Below are 17,118 nucleotides of genomic sequence, written 5' to 3'. Positions count from 1 at the left end.
ATATACCAGGGAAGCGAATTGACCAGCGGAGAGCTCCAGACCGCCGGAGAGAACAATGCCACCAGGATGGTTGTTGCCGCCAGGGCCCAGTATCTTAGGCGGTTCTTTCGTATCACCGCGAAAAGCAATCCCACCAGTATCAGGGATATTCCGATACTATTGAGGATATCGAATCTTAAAATATCCCGCCACTTTGAGTACGGCACCCACTGCAGGAATTCCTCCAACCGAAACAGGTAGGCGATGCCCAGTATCTCCAAACCCCGGCGGGTGGAGAACCAAAGCCTTTTGCCAAAGGTGATATCCATCTGGTCTATCTTGGCGTAGCTCAATCCCACCGATAGCCCGGCCAGGAACAGAAAGGCCGGAGCGGTATAGGCGCCCAGCATCTGCCATAAGCCGAAGGCCTGGGATTGCCGGCAGGCCGGCGACAGAAAAGCGTCTATCGCATGACCCCGGATCATCCACAGCACGGCCAGGCCGCGGGCCCAGTCGATATGCAGCAGGCGGGGGGAAGGTTTTGGTATCTGGTTCATTGTCCCGGAATTATACGATAAATCCGGAGGGCAGTCAAAGGAAATGTCGTATATAAAATTGTCTTGAACTGCGGCGGGCTATATGTTAAAATATTTTCTTATATTATCAACCCAAAAATAATAAGGTGAGGAATATATGAAGAAGGCTCCAGGAAAGAAGGCAAATCCAGATCTGGGAAAGATCAACCAGGTCCTGGCCAAATATAAGGGCAACAAGGGAGCGCTGATCCCGGTGCTGCAGGAAGTGCAAGTGGCGCTGGGATTCCTGTCGCAGGACAGTTTGAGGGCCATCTCCGATGGCTTGGCGATACCGCTGAGCCAGATCTACGGGGTGGCCACTTTTTATACCCAGTTCCGCCTGAAGCCCATCGGTAAACATCTGGTGCGGGTGTGCCACGGGACGGCCTGCCACGTGGGCGGGGCCGAGAAGATAAGCGTGGCCATCGAGGCCGGCCTCAGCGTCAAGGACGGGGAGACCACGGCCGACGGCAAGTTCACGGTGGAATCGGTGGCCTGCCTGGGCTGCTGCAGTCTGGCACCGGTGATGATGGTAGACAACGACACCTTCGGCCGGCTGACCCCGGAGAGCGCCATCAAGGGGGTAAAAGAGTATTAAGTTGCTCGGGGCTGTCACCCTGAGAAGTGCATCATGCCTGACAAGTTGAACGGGTGAAAGCCGTCATCCTACGCCCAGCCACGTTTGGCAGCATTCTCAGGATGACATAATCTTTATCAAAAATGCAAAAAATTTCTCATATACAAGGAGGATCCTCCCTTGACGAAAAAAACCATAAAAGCCAAGGCCCTTCCCAAAAAGAAGGCCGTAAAAAAGCCGGCGGCACCGGATTACCGGATAGTGGTGGGCCTGGGCAGCTGCGGCATCGCGGCCGGCGGGCACAAGGTGAAGGCGGCCCTGATGGAGAACTTGAAAAAGACCAAGCTCAACGTTCGGGTCTCCGACACCGGCTGCGTGGGCATGTGCTACAGCGAGGTCCTGCTGGATGTCCATGACAAGCACGGCCAGGTCTACACCTACGGCAACATGACCCCGGACAGGATGCCTCGGTTCATTGACGAGCATTTGGGTAAGGGCCAGCCGGTGGCCGACTGGTTAGTAAGGGCCAGTGACCGGGCCCTGCCGGACGACAGCTTTTACGCCAAGCAGAAGAGGATCGTGCTGCGCAACTGCGGGCAGATGGATCCCGAGAAGATAGAAGATTACATGGCTCATGGGGGCTACCAGGCCCTGGAAAAGGCCCTCAAGAAGATGGCCCAGGACGAGGTCATCAAAGAAGTGCTGGATTCGGGCTTAAGGGGCCGGGGCGGGGCCGGTTTCCCCACCGGGCGCAAGTGGCAATTCGCCCGCGGCTCCAAAGGCGACAAAAAATACATCGTCTGCAACGGCGACGAGGGCGATCCCGGGGCCTTCATGGATCGCAGCGTGCTGGAGGGAGACCCCCACAATGTGATGGAGGGAATGCTGATCGCCGGGTACGCCATCGGGGCCGACGAGGGCTATTTCTACGTCCGGGCCGAATATCCCCTGGCGGTGGAACGGATTAAAATGGCCATTGAGCAGGCCAAGAAGAAGGGTTTTCTGGGAAAGAACATCATGGGCACCAAGTTCAATTTTGAGATGAAGATAAAAGAAGGAGCCGGGGCCTTCGTCTGCGGCGAGGAGACCGCCCTGATGGCCTCCATCGAGGGCCAGCGGGGCATGCCGCGTCTGAGGCCGCCCTTCCCGGCGGTATCCGGCCTGTGGGGCAAGCCCACCAACATCAACAACGTGGAGACCTTTGCCAACGTGCCCTGGATCATCCTCAACGGTGCGGCGGCCTTCGCTTCGCTGGGCACCGAGAAGAGCAAGGGCTCAAAGGTCTTCGCCCTGGCCGGAAAGATCGCCCGGGGCGGGCTGGTGGAGGTGCCGATGGGCATCACCATCAACGAGATCATCCACGAGGTGGGGGGCGGCATCAAGGACGGACGGACCTTCAAGGCGGTGCAGATGGGCGGGCCTTCGGGCGGCTGCATCCCGGCGGCCCTGGGCAATACCATAGTGGATTACGATTCGGTGGGCCAGACCGGGGCCATAATGGGCTCGGGCGGCATGGTGGTGATGGACGATACCACCTGCATGGTGGACATCGCCCGGTTCTTCCTGGATTTCACCCAGAAGGAATCCTGCGGCAAGTGCACCTTCTGCCGGGTGGGCACCAAGCGGATGCTGGAGATCCTGCAACGCATCACCAAGGGGCAGGGCCGGGAGGGGGACATCGAACTGCTGTTGGAACTGGCCGAGAAGATCAAGATATCGTCGCTGTGCGGACTGGGCCAGACCGCGCCCAACCCGGTGCTGACCACCATCAAGTATTTCCGCCAGGAATACGAGGCCCATATCAAGGATAAACAATGCCCGGCCCATTCCTGCAAGGAACTGCTGAAGTACGAGATCGTCCCCGAGAAGTGCGTGGGCTGCACCGCCTGCGCCAGGGTCTGCCCGGTGACCTCCATTTCGGGACAGGTGAAGAAACCCCACGTGATAGACCAGGAGACCTGTATCAAGTGCGGCAATTGCGTGACCAAATGTAAATTCGACGCCATAAAGGTGAGGTAGAAATGCAGATAAACATTACATTCAACGACAAACAGATCGCCTGCGATTCCAATCAGACCATAGTCGACGTGGCCAAAGAGCAGGGGGCCTTCATCCCCACCCTGTGCCACGACAGCAAGCTGGAGCCCTATGGTTCCTGCTGGGTGTGCCTGGTGGAGGTCAAGAACGCCCGGGGCTTCGTGCCGGCCTGCGCCACCAAGGTGATGGACGGAATGGTGGTGGAGACCGAGAACGACCGGGTGAAAGCCGCCCGCCAGATGGCGCTGGGGCTGCTGCTGTCCAACCACTCCGGCGACTGCATCGGGCCCTGCGTGGACACCTGCCCGGCCGGCTGCGACGTCCAGGGCTACACCGCGCTGATAGCGAACGGCATGGAGGCCGAGGCCATCAAGCTGATCAAGGAGACCCTGCCCCTGCCGGCTAGCTTGGGCCGGGTGTGCCCCCATCCCTGCGAGACCGAGTGCCGCCGCAACCTGGTGGAGGAGCCGGTGTCCATCTGCTACCTCAAACGCCACGCAGCAGATTTCGATCTCAACTCCGGCCAGCCGTACCTGCCCCCGGTGGCGCCCAACAGCGGCAAGAAGGTGGCGGTGGTGGGGGCCGGCCCGGCCGGGCTGACCGCCGCCTATTACCTGCGCCAGAAGGGCCATCAGGTTACCGTCTACGAGGCCCTGCCCAAGTCCGGCGGATGGCTGCGCTACGGCATACCGCAGTACCGCCTGCCCAAGGAGGTGCTGGACCAGGAGGTCAAGACCGTCACCGATCTGGGGGTGGAGATAAAATACAACCAAAGATTAGGCCAGGATGTCACCCTGGAAGGCCTGAAAGACCAGTATGACGCGGTATTCCTGGGCATGGGGGCCCACGCCTCCTCCAGGATGGGGGTGGAGAACGAGGAGGACCGCGGGGTGGTGGCCGGGATAGATTTTCTAAAACGCCTGACCCTGGGCGAACCCTTCGACTTTGCTCAGGGCAAGATTAAAAAAGTGGCCGTCATCGGCGGCGGCAACACCGCCATCGACGCCGCCCGGACATCCCTGCGCCTGGGGGCCCAGGAAGTGTTCATCGTCTACCGCCGCTCGGAAAAGGAGATGCCGGCCAACCCCTTCGAGATCGAGGAGGCCAAGCACGAGGGGGTCAAGTTCCAGTTTTTGACCGCGCCCACCCGGGTCATCGCCTGCACCCACGACAAGAACGGGGCCATCTCCTGCCAGAAGATGGAGCTGGGCGAGCCGGACGCCTCGGGCCGCCGCCGCCCGGTGCCGGTCCAGAATTCCGACTTTCATATCGAGGCCGACCTGATCATCTCCTGCATCGGCCAAAGCCCCGACCTGTCCGGATTGGGCGAGAATCATAATCTAAAAATAACCCGCTGGACAACTTTGGAGACCGATCCCGAGACCGGGGCCACCGCCGATCCCAAGATATTTGCCGCAGGAGATATGGCCACCGGGGCGGCCACCGTGGTAGAGGCCATCGGAGGGGCCCGCAAGGCGGCCCTGGCGATCGACAAATACCTGAGATACGACAAGACTGAGAAGAAAGTAAAACAATACAACATCACCAAGGGCAAGATCAACCAGGTTCCCAAGGATCTGTTCGCCGACGAGCCCAAAAAGGCCAAGGCCAAGATGCCGATGCTGGAGCCCTCCCAGAGAAGGAATTTCGACGAGGTGGAAAAGGGCTTCTCCCGCCTTACCGCCATCGAGGAGGCCAAACGCTGCCTGGAGTGCGGCTGCGCCGATATGCAGGAGTGCAAGCTGCGGGATTACGCCACGGTCTACGACGTGATGGTCCAGCGGTTCATGGGCGAGGTCAAGCAGCATCCCATCGACGACAGCCATCCCTTCCTGGTGCGCGACCAGTCAAAATGCGTGATGTGCGGCCGCTGCGTCAGGATGTGCCTGGAGGTGGTGGGGGCGGCGGCTTTGGGCTTCGTCTACCGCGGGTTTAACGCCATCGTGGCCCCGACAATGGAGAAGCCATATCCCGAATCGCCCTGCGTGTCCTGCGGAGCCTGCATCGAGACCTGCCCGGTGGGCGCTCTGACCGAACGGGTGCGGCACATCAAGCCCTCGCCCTGGAAGATGGAGAAAGTTCCCTCGGTGTGCACCTTCTGCGGAGTGGGCTGCGGCCTGGATCTGAATATCATGGACAACAAGGTGGTCCGGGTCACCGGTAGCGAGGACAGCCCGGTAAGCCAGGGCTCGCTGTGCTTCAAGGGCAAATTCGGCTTCGAACTGCTGCACAGCCTGGAACGCCTGAGCGCTCCGCTGGCCAAGGCCGGAGCCAAGCATAAAGAGATAGCTTGGTCCGAGGCCATAAACAAGGTCAACAACGATATCGATGCCATGGTCAAAAAATACGGGCCGGATTCGGTGGCGGTGTTCGCCTCGGGGAGGACATCGCTGGAAGAGGCCGAGGGCCTGCGCTCCTGGGCCGATAAAAAAGGCGTCAAACAGTTCGGCAGTTTCGCCTATGTCGAGAACGGGCGGGCGCTGAATGCCGTGGAGAATATCTTGGGGAAGGCCAGCGGCAAGGGATATCAGTCGCTGTCCGAGGCCAAAACCATTTTCCTGATCGGCTCCGATGCATATGCCGAGCACCCGGTGTTCTCCCAGATGATCAGAAAGGCCGTCAAGGGCGGGGCCAGCCTCTATTCCCTGCAGGAAAGATCCACCAAGCTGGGCGAGATCGCCGCGCAGGAATTGGTCATTAAAAAAGGCGGGTTGCCATTCGCCCTGAACGGAGTGCTCAAAGCCCTGCTGGCCAAGTGCAATTCCAAATATCCCGGATACAAGGAACTGACCAAGGCCTTGGGCAAGCTCAGCGCCGCAGCGGTGTCCACCAACAGCGGGCTCAAGAAGGGCGACATCGAGGACCTGGCCAAGCTGATCTTGTCCGAACAGAATTGCTTCTTCATATTCAATGCCGAAGGCATAGATGCCGAGACCGCCACAGCCTTGGCCAATATCATCCTGCTGATTGACGTTTCGGAGAATTTTATCGCCCTGCGGGCCAAGGCCAACGCCACGGGGGTGGACCGGTTTGTCAATATCGATGCTTCTGGGATACTGAAGGGCAAGATCAAGGCCGCGGTGCTTCTCAACGATGACCCGGTGGGCAGTCTGACCGACGGAGCCAAGGTCAAGACCGCTTTGGCCAAGCTGGAGAAGCTGATAGTTTGCGATATGTTTCTTACCGAGACCGCCAAACTGGCCGACATCATATTCCCGGCCTCCGGTTTTGCCGAGAGCGATGGCAGTTTCATCAACAGCGAGGGACGTCTGCAGCACCTCCAGGCAGGCATCAAACCGATCTCCGGCAGAACCACCCGGCAGGTGCTGGTGGAGCTGGGCGGCGCGCCGCTGCCCAACCTGCCCAAGGAAAGGCAGAAGGGAAAACAATTCGGCATCCCCAGCCTGAAGAAGGGCAAGGCAGTAAGCGTCGGATTCGCTTCAGACGTGATGGAAAAGAAGGCGGCCGAGCTGAAGAAGAAAGAGGGACTGCTAAGGTAAAAGCAAGAACAATCAAAACAGCCCAGGCATTATTGCTTGGGCTGTTTTTCAATTATCAAACGGTTTCTAACAGCCATTGACATACCACGATAAATCGATTATCCTTAAATAGACGCTCCCTTATTTCCAAGGTGAGAGAAATTTTCAATGATAACAAGGACGAATAGATGATTCAGGCAAAATCGGGCGATCTGGTAAAAGTACATTACACCGGGACCTTTAACGACGGAAAGGTATTCGACACCTCCGAAAACGGCGAACCGCTGGAGTTCATCCTGGGCTCGGGCCAGGTGATCCCTGGCTTCGACCAGGCCATCGACGGCATGAAGGTGGCCGAAAGCAAGAAAGTGACCATCCCGGCCGACCAGGCCTACGGACCGCATCATGAAAAAATGGTGGTGGAGATGGAGCTGGACAAATTCGGACCCAATGCCAAACCGGAGCTGGGCAAACGGGTTCATTTGAGCATGGAGGACGGGAAGCATGTGCCGGTAACCATCACCGCCCTCAGCGAAACCCACGCCACACTGGACGCCAACCACCCGCTGGCCGGCAAGGACCTGACCTTTGACCTCAAACTGATCGAGGCCGGGGATGTGCCCGAGGGCTATCATCAGGGCTGCGGCGGATGCGGCAGCGGACACGGCGATTGCGGGCACGAGCATGACCATGATCACGAACAGGGAAGTTGCTGCGGGGGCTGCGAGGACGAAGGAAATAAATAGTTATTCGTTATTAGTTGATCGTGAAACTGCTTTCAGGGACAAATAATTTTTCGATATTTAGAATATGCTGAAAGACCTGATATTAAAAAACCGGAGCTATCGACGTTTCGACCAGAAGCATCAGGTTGAACTGGCAACCTTACGGCACTTGGTGGAGCTGGCTAGGCTGTCCGGCTCGGCTGGAAACCTCCAGCCGCTAAAATACATCCTCTCCTCTGATCCAGAAACCAACGAAACTATTTTCCCTTTCCTGCTTTGGGCAAAATATCTGAAAGACTGGAAAGGGCCGGCAGAGGGCGAGCGGCCGACTGCCTACATCGTCATGTTGTGGGATACATCAATCTGTCTCAGTAAGATGCATTATGATGCCGGGATTTGCGCCCAAAGCATTTTGCTGGGCGCGGCCGAGAAAGGTTTGGGCGGGTGCATGCTGGCCTCGGTGAACCGTGAGGGGTTAAGAAAAGCGCTTGATATCGATGCGGGATACGAGATACCGCTGGTGATAGCCCTGGGCAAGCCGGCGGAGACGGCCGTGATAGATGATGTCGGGCCGGACGGGAAGATCGAATACTGGCGGGACGACAAGCAGGTGCACCATGTGCCGAAGAGACCGTTGAAGGAACTGATAATAAAAGAATATTAAATAGCATTAAATAGTTTACTAAAGCCCCGCTTAAGCGGGGCTTTAGTATTTGACCGCCCCCTAATCCCCCTCCCGCAAGGAGGGGGATATCTATTGTCTTCTTGGAATAAATAATATTTTTAAATTGGGAATATTATTCTCCGGTGGGCGGTATATTGGACAGCTAACCGTAAAACTTCAACCAATTAACCGGAGAAACGAAGATGAAAAACAGGATCTTCCCCCTGATCGCGGCAGCAGTGCTGGCTTTAATCTCGGCCAGCCTGATCGGAGCCGCCGGAACAGGCGTTATCAATTGTATTGTCATGGATAATGCCAACAACAATCTGCTGACGGGTGTTACGCTGAGAATACCCGGTACATCCTATGTCGCTGTTGGCGACAAAGCCGGGCATTACCAGTTCACCGGGCTTCCCGAAGGGACCTACACCGTGGAAGCCAGCCTGGCCGGTTATCAGACCATGATCAAAAAAAATGTCAAAGTAAAGACCAACCAAATCGTCAAGCTTGCTTTTAAATTAAAAGCTCATCAGAAGAAAGGGTTGTTGCAGCGCCTGGGGCTGACCAAGGATGAAAAAAAATATATTTCACCGCCCTGCGCCATGGTTGCCTGCAAAATGGTTGCCGCCGAGTGCGATCAGATGGGTGGATACAGTCTGCCAGCCGATTTCAACACCGAGGAATATTCCCGGATCTACGAGAACCGCTTTTTGGAAGTTGTCCAGAACCCGCTGTCCACCTTCTCCATCGACGTAGATCCGGCCTCCTATGCCAACGTCCGGCGCTTTCTCAATTACGGTCAGATGCCGCCCAAGGATGCGGTTCGCATAGAGGAGATGATAAATTATTTTGATTATGACTATCCCCTGCCGGACGACGGCCGGCCCTTCTCCGTTATCACAGATGCCTCTCCCTGCCCCTGGAATAACGGTCACCGGCTGGTTAGGATAGGGATCAAGGGCAAGGAGATACCCCGCGACAAACTGCCTCCCACCAATCTGGTCTTTTTGATAGACGTCTCCGGCTCCATGCAGAGCCCCGATAAACTGCCCCTGCTCAAGTCGGCCTTCAAGATGCTGGTCAATCAACTCCGGCCGGCAGACCGGATAGCCATTGCGGTCTATGCCAGCTCCGAGGGCCTGGCTCTGCCGTCAACTTCCGGCAAAAACAAAAAGGCCATCCTGGATGTTCTGGACAAGCTGGAAGCCGGGGGATGCACGGCCGGTGCGGCCGGGATCCAGCTGGCCTACCGGACGGCCAAGGAGAACTTCATCAAGGGCGGCAACAACCGGGTGATACTGGCCACCGACGGTGATTTCAACGTGGGGGTCTCCAGCACCTCCGAGCTGATCCGGATGATCGAGCAGAAGCGTGAGGAGGGGATATTTCTGTCGGTTCTGGGATTCGGCAGCGGCAACCTGAAAGACTCCCGGATGGAACAGCTGGCCGACAAGGGCAACGGCAATTACGCCTACATCGACAACATCACCGAGGCCAAAAAGGTGCTGGTCAACCAGATGGCCGGGACCCTGTTCACCATCGCCAAGGATGTCAAGATCCAGGTGGAGTTCAACCCGGCCCGGGTCAAGGCCTACAAGCTGATCGGCTACGAGAACCGGATGCTTAACAAGGAGGATTTCAACGACGACAAGAAGGACGCCGGGGAGCTGGGGGTGGGCCATACCGTCACCGCGCTTTACGAATTAGTGCCGGCCGGGTCAAAAGAAAAAATCTCAAAGGTTGATGATCTCAAATACCAGAAAGTTACGCCAAAACCAAACAGCAATTTTTCCGGAGAGTTGATGACTGTCAAATTGCGCTACAAGGATCCCGACGGGAACAAGAGCCGTTTGATAACGAAAGCGATCTACGATGACAAGGCTGAAATGGCAAAGATGCCAGAAGACCTGCGCTTTGCCTCGGCGGTGGCCGAGTTCGGCCTGCTGCTCAGGGATTCGGAGCATAAGGGAAACTCCAGCTACCGTCAGGTGCTGGAGTTGGCCAGAAGCTCCAGAGGGAATGACACCGAGGGGTACCGGGCCGAGTTCATCAAACTGGTGGAGGCCGCCAGCCAGCTGGCGGTGAAGCAGGATTAACCGTTAAATTCATTTCAAGCCGTGGCTTTTTAAGCCGCGGCTTTTTGTTTATAAAATCTCGCTTGACTTTGATTTTGAATTCAGGTATCTTAATGGAAGAGGGACTGATAGAAAATTGTCATCCTGAGGGAACTTCAAAGCCGAAAAGGTTGAAGGATGACAGTTCCCCCATTCAATTTATCAGGCATGGTTGTATTCTCAGGGTGACATAGCGCATTCGTTCATATTTAAGGATATTAAATTGAAAATAACCATCTGTCAGCTTAACCCCCTGGTGGGCGATATTGAGGGAAATGCCAGGAAGATAACCGGCGTTCTGGCCCAGACCAAGGCCCAGAAGCCTGATCTGATAATCTTTCCCGAATTGTTCCTGACCGGATATCCGCCCCGGGATCTGCTGGAGAAGCCCTGGTTCATAGATCGTTGTGGCGCAGCCATCAAGGAACTGACAGAGGCTTCTTTTGATTATCCGGATACCGGACTGATATTCGGCGCTCCCACACCGACCGGTCGTAACATCGGTAAAGGGCTTTTCAACTCGGCTGTCCTTATTCACAAGGGTAAATATACCTGCCAGCACAAGACCCTGCTTCCCAGCTATGACGTGTTCGACGAGGTCAGGTATTTCGACCCAGCGGATTCGGTTGGGCTGGTTGATTTCAAGGGCCAAAAGCTGGGCATGACCATCTGCGAGGACGCCTGGAACCATCCTGATCTGTGGCCCAAGCGCAAGCCTTACGATTACGATCCGGTGGCCGACCTGGCCAAGATGGGGGCCAGCCTGCTGATAAACATCTCGGCCTCGCCGTTCGAAGCCGGCAAGGAAAGGACCCGGTTCGAACTGATCGGGCGGCACGCTAAAAAACACGGACTGCCGTTCATCTATGTCAACCAGATCGGCGGAAACGACGAGTTGGTGTTTGACGGCCGGAGTTTCGGGGTGGACAAAAACGGGCAAATGGCTTGGTCGCTGCCTGCATTCCAGGAAGATGTTGTGACCATCGACAGTTCCCTGTCGGGCAAACCGGCCGAACTCCCGGTTCAGGATGAAATCGAATCAATATATTCAGCCTTGAAACTGGGGGTGCGGGATTATTTCCGAAAATGCGGCTTTAACCAAGCGGTGGTGGGGCTTTCCGGGGGGATCGATTCGGCGGTGGTGGCGGCTATCGCCGCCGAGGCGCTGGGGCCGGACAACGTGCTGGGCATTACCATGCCCTCGCCCTTCTCGTCACAAGGAAGCGTGGATGATTCCCGGAAGCTGGCAGACAAGCTGGGCATTCAGATAAAAGAGATATCAATCACCGAGATATACGAAAAATACCTGGAGATCCTGGAACCGCATTTCGGCGAAAAACCGCCGGACATCGCCGAGGAGAACATCCAGGCCCGAATCAGGGGCAACATCCTGATGGCGGTTTCCAACAAATTCGGGCACTTGGTGCTGACCACCGGCAACAAGAGCGAGCTGGCGGTGGGCTACTGCACGCTTTACGGCGACATGAGCGGTGGACTGGCGGTGATATCTGATATTCCCAAGACTATGGTCTATAAACTGGCCGAATATATCAACCGTGACAGGGAGATCATCCCCCGGGCCATAATCACCAAGGCGCCCTCGGCCGAGCTGAGGGCCGATCAAAAAGATCAGGATACCCTTCCGCCGTATGAAGTGCTGGACAGGATACTGGCAGGATATCTTGAAGGCGATCTGTCGATTGATCAGCTGGTTGGCCAGGGATTGGACAGGGATACGGTGGAGTGGGTGATCCAGGCCATAAGAGTCAATGAGCACAAGAGAAAGCAGGCGGCTCCGGGCCTCAAAGTCACCAGCAAGGCCTTCGGCGGAGGTCGCCGTATGCCGATCGCGGCCAAGTACTGACTGTAAATCCTGTCAAAAAATAATGACCGGCAAAATTAAGAATAAGGAGGAGAACGCATGGCTTCTCAAGTAGCCCTGAAATTGAAGTGCCCTGTCTGCCGCAAGAGCCTGATGGACAAAGGGCATAAGATCGACGGCCAATCCGCTATCGGCTTGAGGGTGGATGTCAAAGGAAAGAAAGGCTGGCTGAGGCTCTCGCCGGTCTACGGCAGCTACAAGGTGGAAAGCGAGTTCCCCATCGCCAAGGGCTCCATTGTCAGGATATCGTGCCCCCATTGCCAGACGGCGCTGAAGGGTTCCACCGAATGCGAGATCTGCGGCGCCTCGATGGTGCCGATGATGCTGGAGGAGGGCGGCAAGATGTTCATCTGTTCCCGCCGGGGCTGCAAGAAGCATTTTTTAGAGTTCGAGGATATAAACGGGGCGTTGGCCAAATTCCACGATACTTATTCCTACCCGGGTAAACTGCCCACCGACGCAGGGGCCATAAGCAAATCCAAGAAACAGGAAAAAGAGAAAGAGGTGATTCATAGCGGAACCTTCCTACAGTCTTATTGTCCCCACTGCCAGCGAAGCCTGATAGACAAAAACTCCATAAAATTCATTGTGGTCAGGAGAAATGGCCGGGAGGGCAGCCTGATGATAAATCCCTACCTCAATGTTTTTACCAACCGGTCCACCATAGAGATCCCGGAGGGAGAACAGGTGAAGGACCTGAAATGCCCCCATTGCCGCCACAGCCTTATCGAAAAAGGCCGCCGGTGCGATAAATGCCAATCCTACACCGCCAAGATCACCGTTTCGGCCATGCAGAAGCTGATATCCTTCTATATCTGCCTGCGCAAGGGCTGTTTCTGGCACGGGATGTCGGACAAGGACACCAAGCTGATCATGCTGGAGGACAGCCCCGAGTGGTAAGGTCTGTATAAGACGCTCTGACTTGCCGTTTACAGAACGAAAAACAAGGAGAATAGCGGAAGCGGGTAAGTTCGGTATATTTATCTTGACACTTTGAAGGCAAGGATTTATAATATAAAACACAGTGGATTGAAATATTTCACGCTAGTATCCCTTCTAACTTTTAACTTATAAGGAGGTGCCAATGTCCCACATCACTGATGTTATTGCCAAAGTCAAGGCCAAGAATCCGGGAGAGCCGGAATTCCATCAAGCGGTAGAGGAGGTCATGAAGACCCTGGAGCCGACCGTAGCCAAGCACCCCGAGTTCGTCAAATGGAAGATATACGAGCGGATCTGCGAGCCGGACCGGGTGGTAATGTTCCGGGTGCCCTGGGTGGACGACAAGGGCGAGGTCCAGGTCAACAAGGGTTTCCGGGTACAGTTCAACAACGCCATCGGGCCCTACAAGGGCGGCCTGCGCTTCCACCCCTCGGTCAACCTGGGCATCATCAAGTTCCTGGGTTTCGAGCAGGTATTCAAGAACAGCCTGACCACCCTGGCCATGGGCGGCGGCAAGGGCGGCTCGGACTTTGACCCCAAGGGCAAGAGCGATATGGAGGTGATGAAGTTCACCCAGTCATTCATGCGCGAATTGTTCCGTCATATCGGCCAGGACACCGACGTGCCCGCCGGCGACATCGGAGTGGGCGGCCGGGAGATCGGCTACATGTACGGTTATTATAAAAAGATCCGCAACGAGTTCACCGGCGTGCTGACCGGCCGGGCCCGGGAGTACGGCGGATCGCTGATCCGGCCCGAAGCCACCGGCTACGGCGCGGTCTATTTCGGGGCCGAGATGCTGGCCACCCGCAAGAAGGACTACAAGGGGCTGCGCTGCATCGTGTCCGGCAAGGGCAACGTTTCCCAGTATACCATCGAGAAGATCACCCAGCTGGGCGGCAAGGCCCTGTCCATCTGCGATTCCGGCGGAACCATCATCGACGAGGAGGGCATCGATGCCGAGAAGCTGAAATTCATCATGGATCTGGAGAATGTGCGCCGGGGCCGGGCCAAGGAATATGCCGACAAATACAAGAGCGCCAAGTATTACGAGGGCAAGAGCGTCTGGGATGTGGTCAAGGAACAGGGCATCAAGTTCGACTGCGCCTTCCCCTCCGCCACCCAGAACGAGATCGACGAATTGCACGCCCAGGCCATGGTCAAGAACGGCTGTTTCCTAGTCTCCGAGGGCGCCAACATGCCCTCCAACCTGGCGGCCATCAAGATCTACCAGGGCAACAATGTGCTGTACGGGCCGGCCAAGGCGGCCAACGCCGGCGGCGTGGCCACCTCCGGACTGGAAATGGCCCAGCAGAGCTCCCGCTGGTACTGGAACCGCGAGGAAGTGGACCAGAAGCTGCAGAGAATCATGCAGGCCATCCACCAGCAGTGCCTGGACGCCTCCGAGACCTACGCCACCAAGGGCGACTATCTGGCGGGCGCCAACATCGCCGGGTTCGTCAAAGTGGCCAAGGCCATGGTGGCCCAGGGCGTGGTATAGACCTAACCCCAACCCTTCCCCGTGAGGGAAGGGAGTATCAAAGAGCCCCGCAGAGATGCGGGGCTCTGGTTTATTTGAGACATAGCTATTTAATATAAAAAATATATTGACAAAAAACCATCGAGGATATACAATTGCCCTATTAAATGGCAAAGTCAAAATATAATCTTTAAAAGCGGAGAAGGACCATGGCTAAAGATCAGGACATTAAAAAGGACGGTAAAAAGAAGGCCGGGAAAACCCTGATGGAAAAAAGACTGGCTAAAAAAGCCAAAAAATCAGGCAAGTAAAAACAGAAGCCGGCCAGTCAACCGCCGCGATCACGGAAACAACAAAGACCCCGCTTACCGCGGGGTCTTTAAATACTTGACAGAAGAAGGATAAGTATTTATAATGAACAAAAGATAATTATTTGAAATCCATAGGAAGTGACGATAATGAAACAACTATCAGTGGTTTTCCTGCTGGTACTGTTAGCCGGTTGCTCCCAGGCCCCGAATGAAGATCTTCAGTTGCAAATCAGCCAACTGGCAAATTCCGATATCATCTGGGAAGGGACATCTTTCGGCCTTTATCCAGCGATCATGGATAAAGAGGCGCAAAATATTTTAAAACAGGGAAAAACTGCGGTGCCCGGGTTGCGCGGCGCCCTGTCAGACACAAATAAATTTGCCGTCGCCCACGTTCTGCTGACCATGATAGGAAAAAAGGAATTCCCGGCCTCGGCTGAACATTGGAACGGCCTGCGGGTTGACCTGGAGGCCGACGGCACGGTCAAGCTCCACCCGGAACAGATGGACGAGATAAAGAAAATGTGGCCCGGCAACTGATATGGCTGCCACAAAGCCCCCGCCACAGGCGGGGGCTTTGTGGTTAAGGGGCTATATCATTGTCGTTGACTTATGGGGTGGGTTTATCTATAATTACATCTATAATTCTTAAAGAGAACGGTTTTATGAAGATCAAGGGCATGATCATAGCCGCCCGCAAGGAATTCGTGAACGAAAACTTCGGTCAGGGGGCCTGGGAAAAGGTGATGGACGGACTTTCGCAGGAGGACCGGCAGCTGATAGGCGAATCCATCCTCTCCAGCCAGTGGTATCCTTTCGAGATCGGCGACCACATAGACAAGGCCATAGTCAAGGTGCTGGGCAAGGGTGACAATCTGGTGTTCGAACAGCTGGGGGCCAAGTCGGCCCAGAAGAGCCTGGCCAAGGAGCACCGGACATTCCTGGCGCCGGGCAATCCACAGGCTTTCATGAAGAAGACCGGCTCCATCTATAAGTTCTATTACGATACCGGCTACCGGGAATACCAGGCCACCGGCCCCAACTCCGGGGTGATAACCACTCATGAGGCCAAGACCTTTTCAGTCCCGGACTGCCTGACGGTGATCGGATGGTACAAGGAGGCCCTCAAGATGTGCGGGGCCAGGGATATCAAGATGATTGAGGTTGAATGCCGGGCCACCGGCGGCACGGTGTGCCGCTATAAGGTGGAGTGGAATATGTGATCATTGTGTCATCCTGAGAACAATCCTGTGCATGGCAAGTTGAAGGATGACACAAAACGAAAAGTAACTTAAAGCTCCGCAGTTTTGCGGGGCTTTGTCCTTTGTGTCCAGAGCAGACCTTGTTGATAGGCAGCACAGCAGGTCTTGGTATCTGGCATACCCAAAAGAATACGGCCGGTTAAGCTGGAAGTTGAAAAGCTGCTTGGGGTGGAATTTATGGTAACCGACGGGAAAGGCAAGGGTATTTTTAAGGTTGTCGGGCATAATAGGTTTATTAAATTATTGAGTTGAGCGAGATGGGTTTTCTTGCTGATTTTTGCGTAGCGCAAAATTAATTCTTAGCAACAATTTGCACATTATCTGATAACCAGCCCATTTTATCAATAGCCTCTTTCATAATGTCTGAAACTATAACAACATATTCATCGCTATAAGTTTTTAAATCAGAAATAAGACGTTCAAGATGTTCCAATTCATTATTTTTATTTATATTTGTAAATAATGTATTCAACGCAATTAAATCCGAAAGGGTATAGTATGTTTCACCATAGGTCTGATCTGTACTCGTTACAAGCTCATACTCATTTAAATCAAGTGTTTGAATTGAATTATAAAAATCTTTATTATCTAAGTGAAAAACAGCCTTATCTCTTATTGTGCCCAAGATGGTTCTATCAAAGGTAGCTACTTTTTTTAAATAGATAGCTACTTTTGATTTATATGTATCGAAGCTCTTAAAAAGGATTTTATTTTTTTGTAATTCCCGTATCCCCTCATGTAAAATACCACACATAAAAAAGAAATAATTGTGTGTAGCACGTATATCAGAAGGTTTATTATCACCGGATTTGATGCTTACCAAAGTGCTTCTACAATAATTGATCGAATTCAAAATACGTCCAAAAGTTAGGAATGTGATAAATAAAGGCTCGTTTTTGTAATGATCATAGGTCGATTTTGTTATAAAATAACGTGTAGGATGGTTGTGATCCATGGCATTGTTTCTCCCGAAGCTACCTAGTTCAAGGTTTATAATTACTACGTTCTTTTTATGAATCCCAGCGCCTGGTCGTTGTCGCCGTCCATGATCACCGAGACGGTGGCGTCGTTAGTCTTTGTGGAATTAAAAA

Annotated in this window: 13 protein-coding genes; 11 read left to right on the top strand and 2 right to left on the bottom strand. The window is 54.6% G+C overall.

What is annotated here, in order from left to right:
- A partial coding sequence (locus KJ869_09270; GenBank protein MBU1577382.1) for a DUF1624 domain-containing protein occupies positions 1-536 on the bottom strand: 536 nt, incomplete at its 3' end.
- 136 nt (positions 537-672) lie between these two features.
- Between KJ869_09270 and nuoE the strand changes: the two genes are divergently transcribed.
- From nuoE to KJ869_09215, 11 genes are all read left to right on the top strand, one after another.
- Positions 673-1,152, top strand: a complete 480-nt coding sequence (nuoE, locus tag KJ869_09265; GenBank protein MBU1577381.1) for an NADH-quinone oxidoreductase subunit NuoE — start codon at positions 673-675, stop codon at positions 1,150-1,152.
- A 300-nt stretch (positions 1,153-1,452) separates the two neighbouring features.
- Positions 1,453-3,150, top strand: coding sequence for an NADH-quinone oxidoreductase subunit NuoF (gene nuoF / locus KJ869_09260; GenBank protein MBU1577380.1), 1,698 nt, complete (start codon positions 1,453-1,455; stop codon positions 3,148-3,150).
- 2 nt (positions 3,151-3,152) lie between these two features.
- Positions 3,153-6,668, top strand: coding sequence for an FAD-dependent oxidoreductase (locus tag KJ869_09255; protein MBU1577379.1), 3,516 nt, complete (start codon positions 3,153-3,155; stop codon positions 6,666-6,668).
- 167 nt (positions 6,669-6,835) lie between these two features.
- Positions 6,836-7,393, top strand: a complete 558-nt coding sequence (locus KJ869_09250; GenBank protein ID MBU1577378.1) for a peptidylprolyl isomerase — start codon at positions 6,836-6,838, stop codon at positions 7,391-7,393.
- Positions 7,394-7,457: 64 nt separating this feature from the next.
- Positions 7,458-8,036 carry a nitroreductase family protein gene (locus KJ869_09245; GenBank protein ID MBU1577377.1) on the top strand — a complete coding sequence of 193 codons (579 nt, stop codon included), beginning with the start codon at positions 7,458-7,460 and terminating at the stop codon, positions 8,034-8,036.
- 203 nt (positions 8,037-8,239) lie between these two features.
- Positions 8,240-10,132 (top strand): von Willebrand factor type A domain-containing protein, encoded by a 1,893-nt coding sequence (locus tag KJ869_09240; GenBank protein ID MBU1577376.1) that lies wholly within the window; start codon positions 8,240-8,242, stop codon positions 10,130-10,132.
- A gap of 241 nt (positions 10,133-10,373) precedes the next feature.
- Positions 10,374-12,014: an NAD+ synthase gene (locus KJ869_09235; protein MBU1577375.1), complete on the top strand. Its 1,641-nt coding sequence runs from the start codon at positions 10,374-10,376 to the stop codon at positions 12,012-12,014.
- Between the two features lie 57 nt (positions 12,015-12,071).
- The gene (locus KJ869_09230) at positions 12,072-12,932 is read left to right on the top strand and encodes a hypothetical protein (protein MBU1577374.1); all 861 of its coding nucleotides are present in this window, start codon (positions 12,072-12,074) and stop codon (positions 12,930-12,932) included.
- Positions 12,933-13,116: 184 nt separating this feature from the next.
- On the top strand, positions 13,117-14,475 hold the full coding sequence (gene gdhA / locus KJ869_09225; GenBank protein ID MBU1577373.1) for an NADP-specific glutamate dehydrogenase: 1,359 nt from the start codon (positions 13,117-13,119) through the stop codon (positions 14,473-14,475).
- A gap of 437 nt (positions 14,476-14,912) precedes the next feature.
- Complete coding sequence (locus tag KJ869_09220; protein ID MBU1577372.1) at positions 14,913-15,305, top strand: hypothetical protein; 393 nt, start codon at positions 14,913-14,915, stop codon at positions 15,303-15,305.
- A gap of 125 nt (positions 15,306-15,430) precedes the next feature.
- Complete coding sequence (locus KJ869_09215; GenBank protein MBU1577371.1) at positions 15,431-15,988, top strand: hypothetical protein; 558 nt, start codon at positions 15,431-15,433, stop codon at positions 15,986-15,988.
- 331 nt (positions 15,989-16,319) lie between these two features.
- On the opposite strand, the gene KJ869_09210 is transcribed toward KJ869_09215, so the two are convergent.
- Complete coding sequence (locus KJ869_09210) at positions 16,320-16,982, bottom strand: hypothetical protein (GenBank protein ID MBU1577370.1); 663 nt, start codon at positions 16,980-16,982, stop codon at positions 16,320-16,322.
- Positions 16,983-17,118 lie beyond the last annotated feature (136 nt).

This window comes from Candidatus Edwardsbacteria bacterium (assembly GCA_018821925.1).
Lineage (GTDB): Bacteria > Edwardsbacteria > AC1 > AC1 > EtOH8 > UBA2226.
Note: the sequence above shows the minus strand (reverse complement) of the source record. Positions and strands in the feature narration are given on the sequence as shown.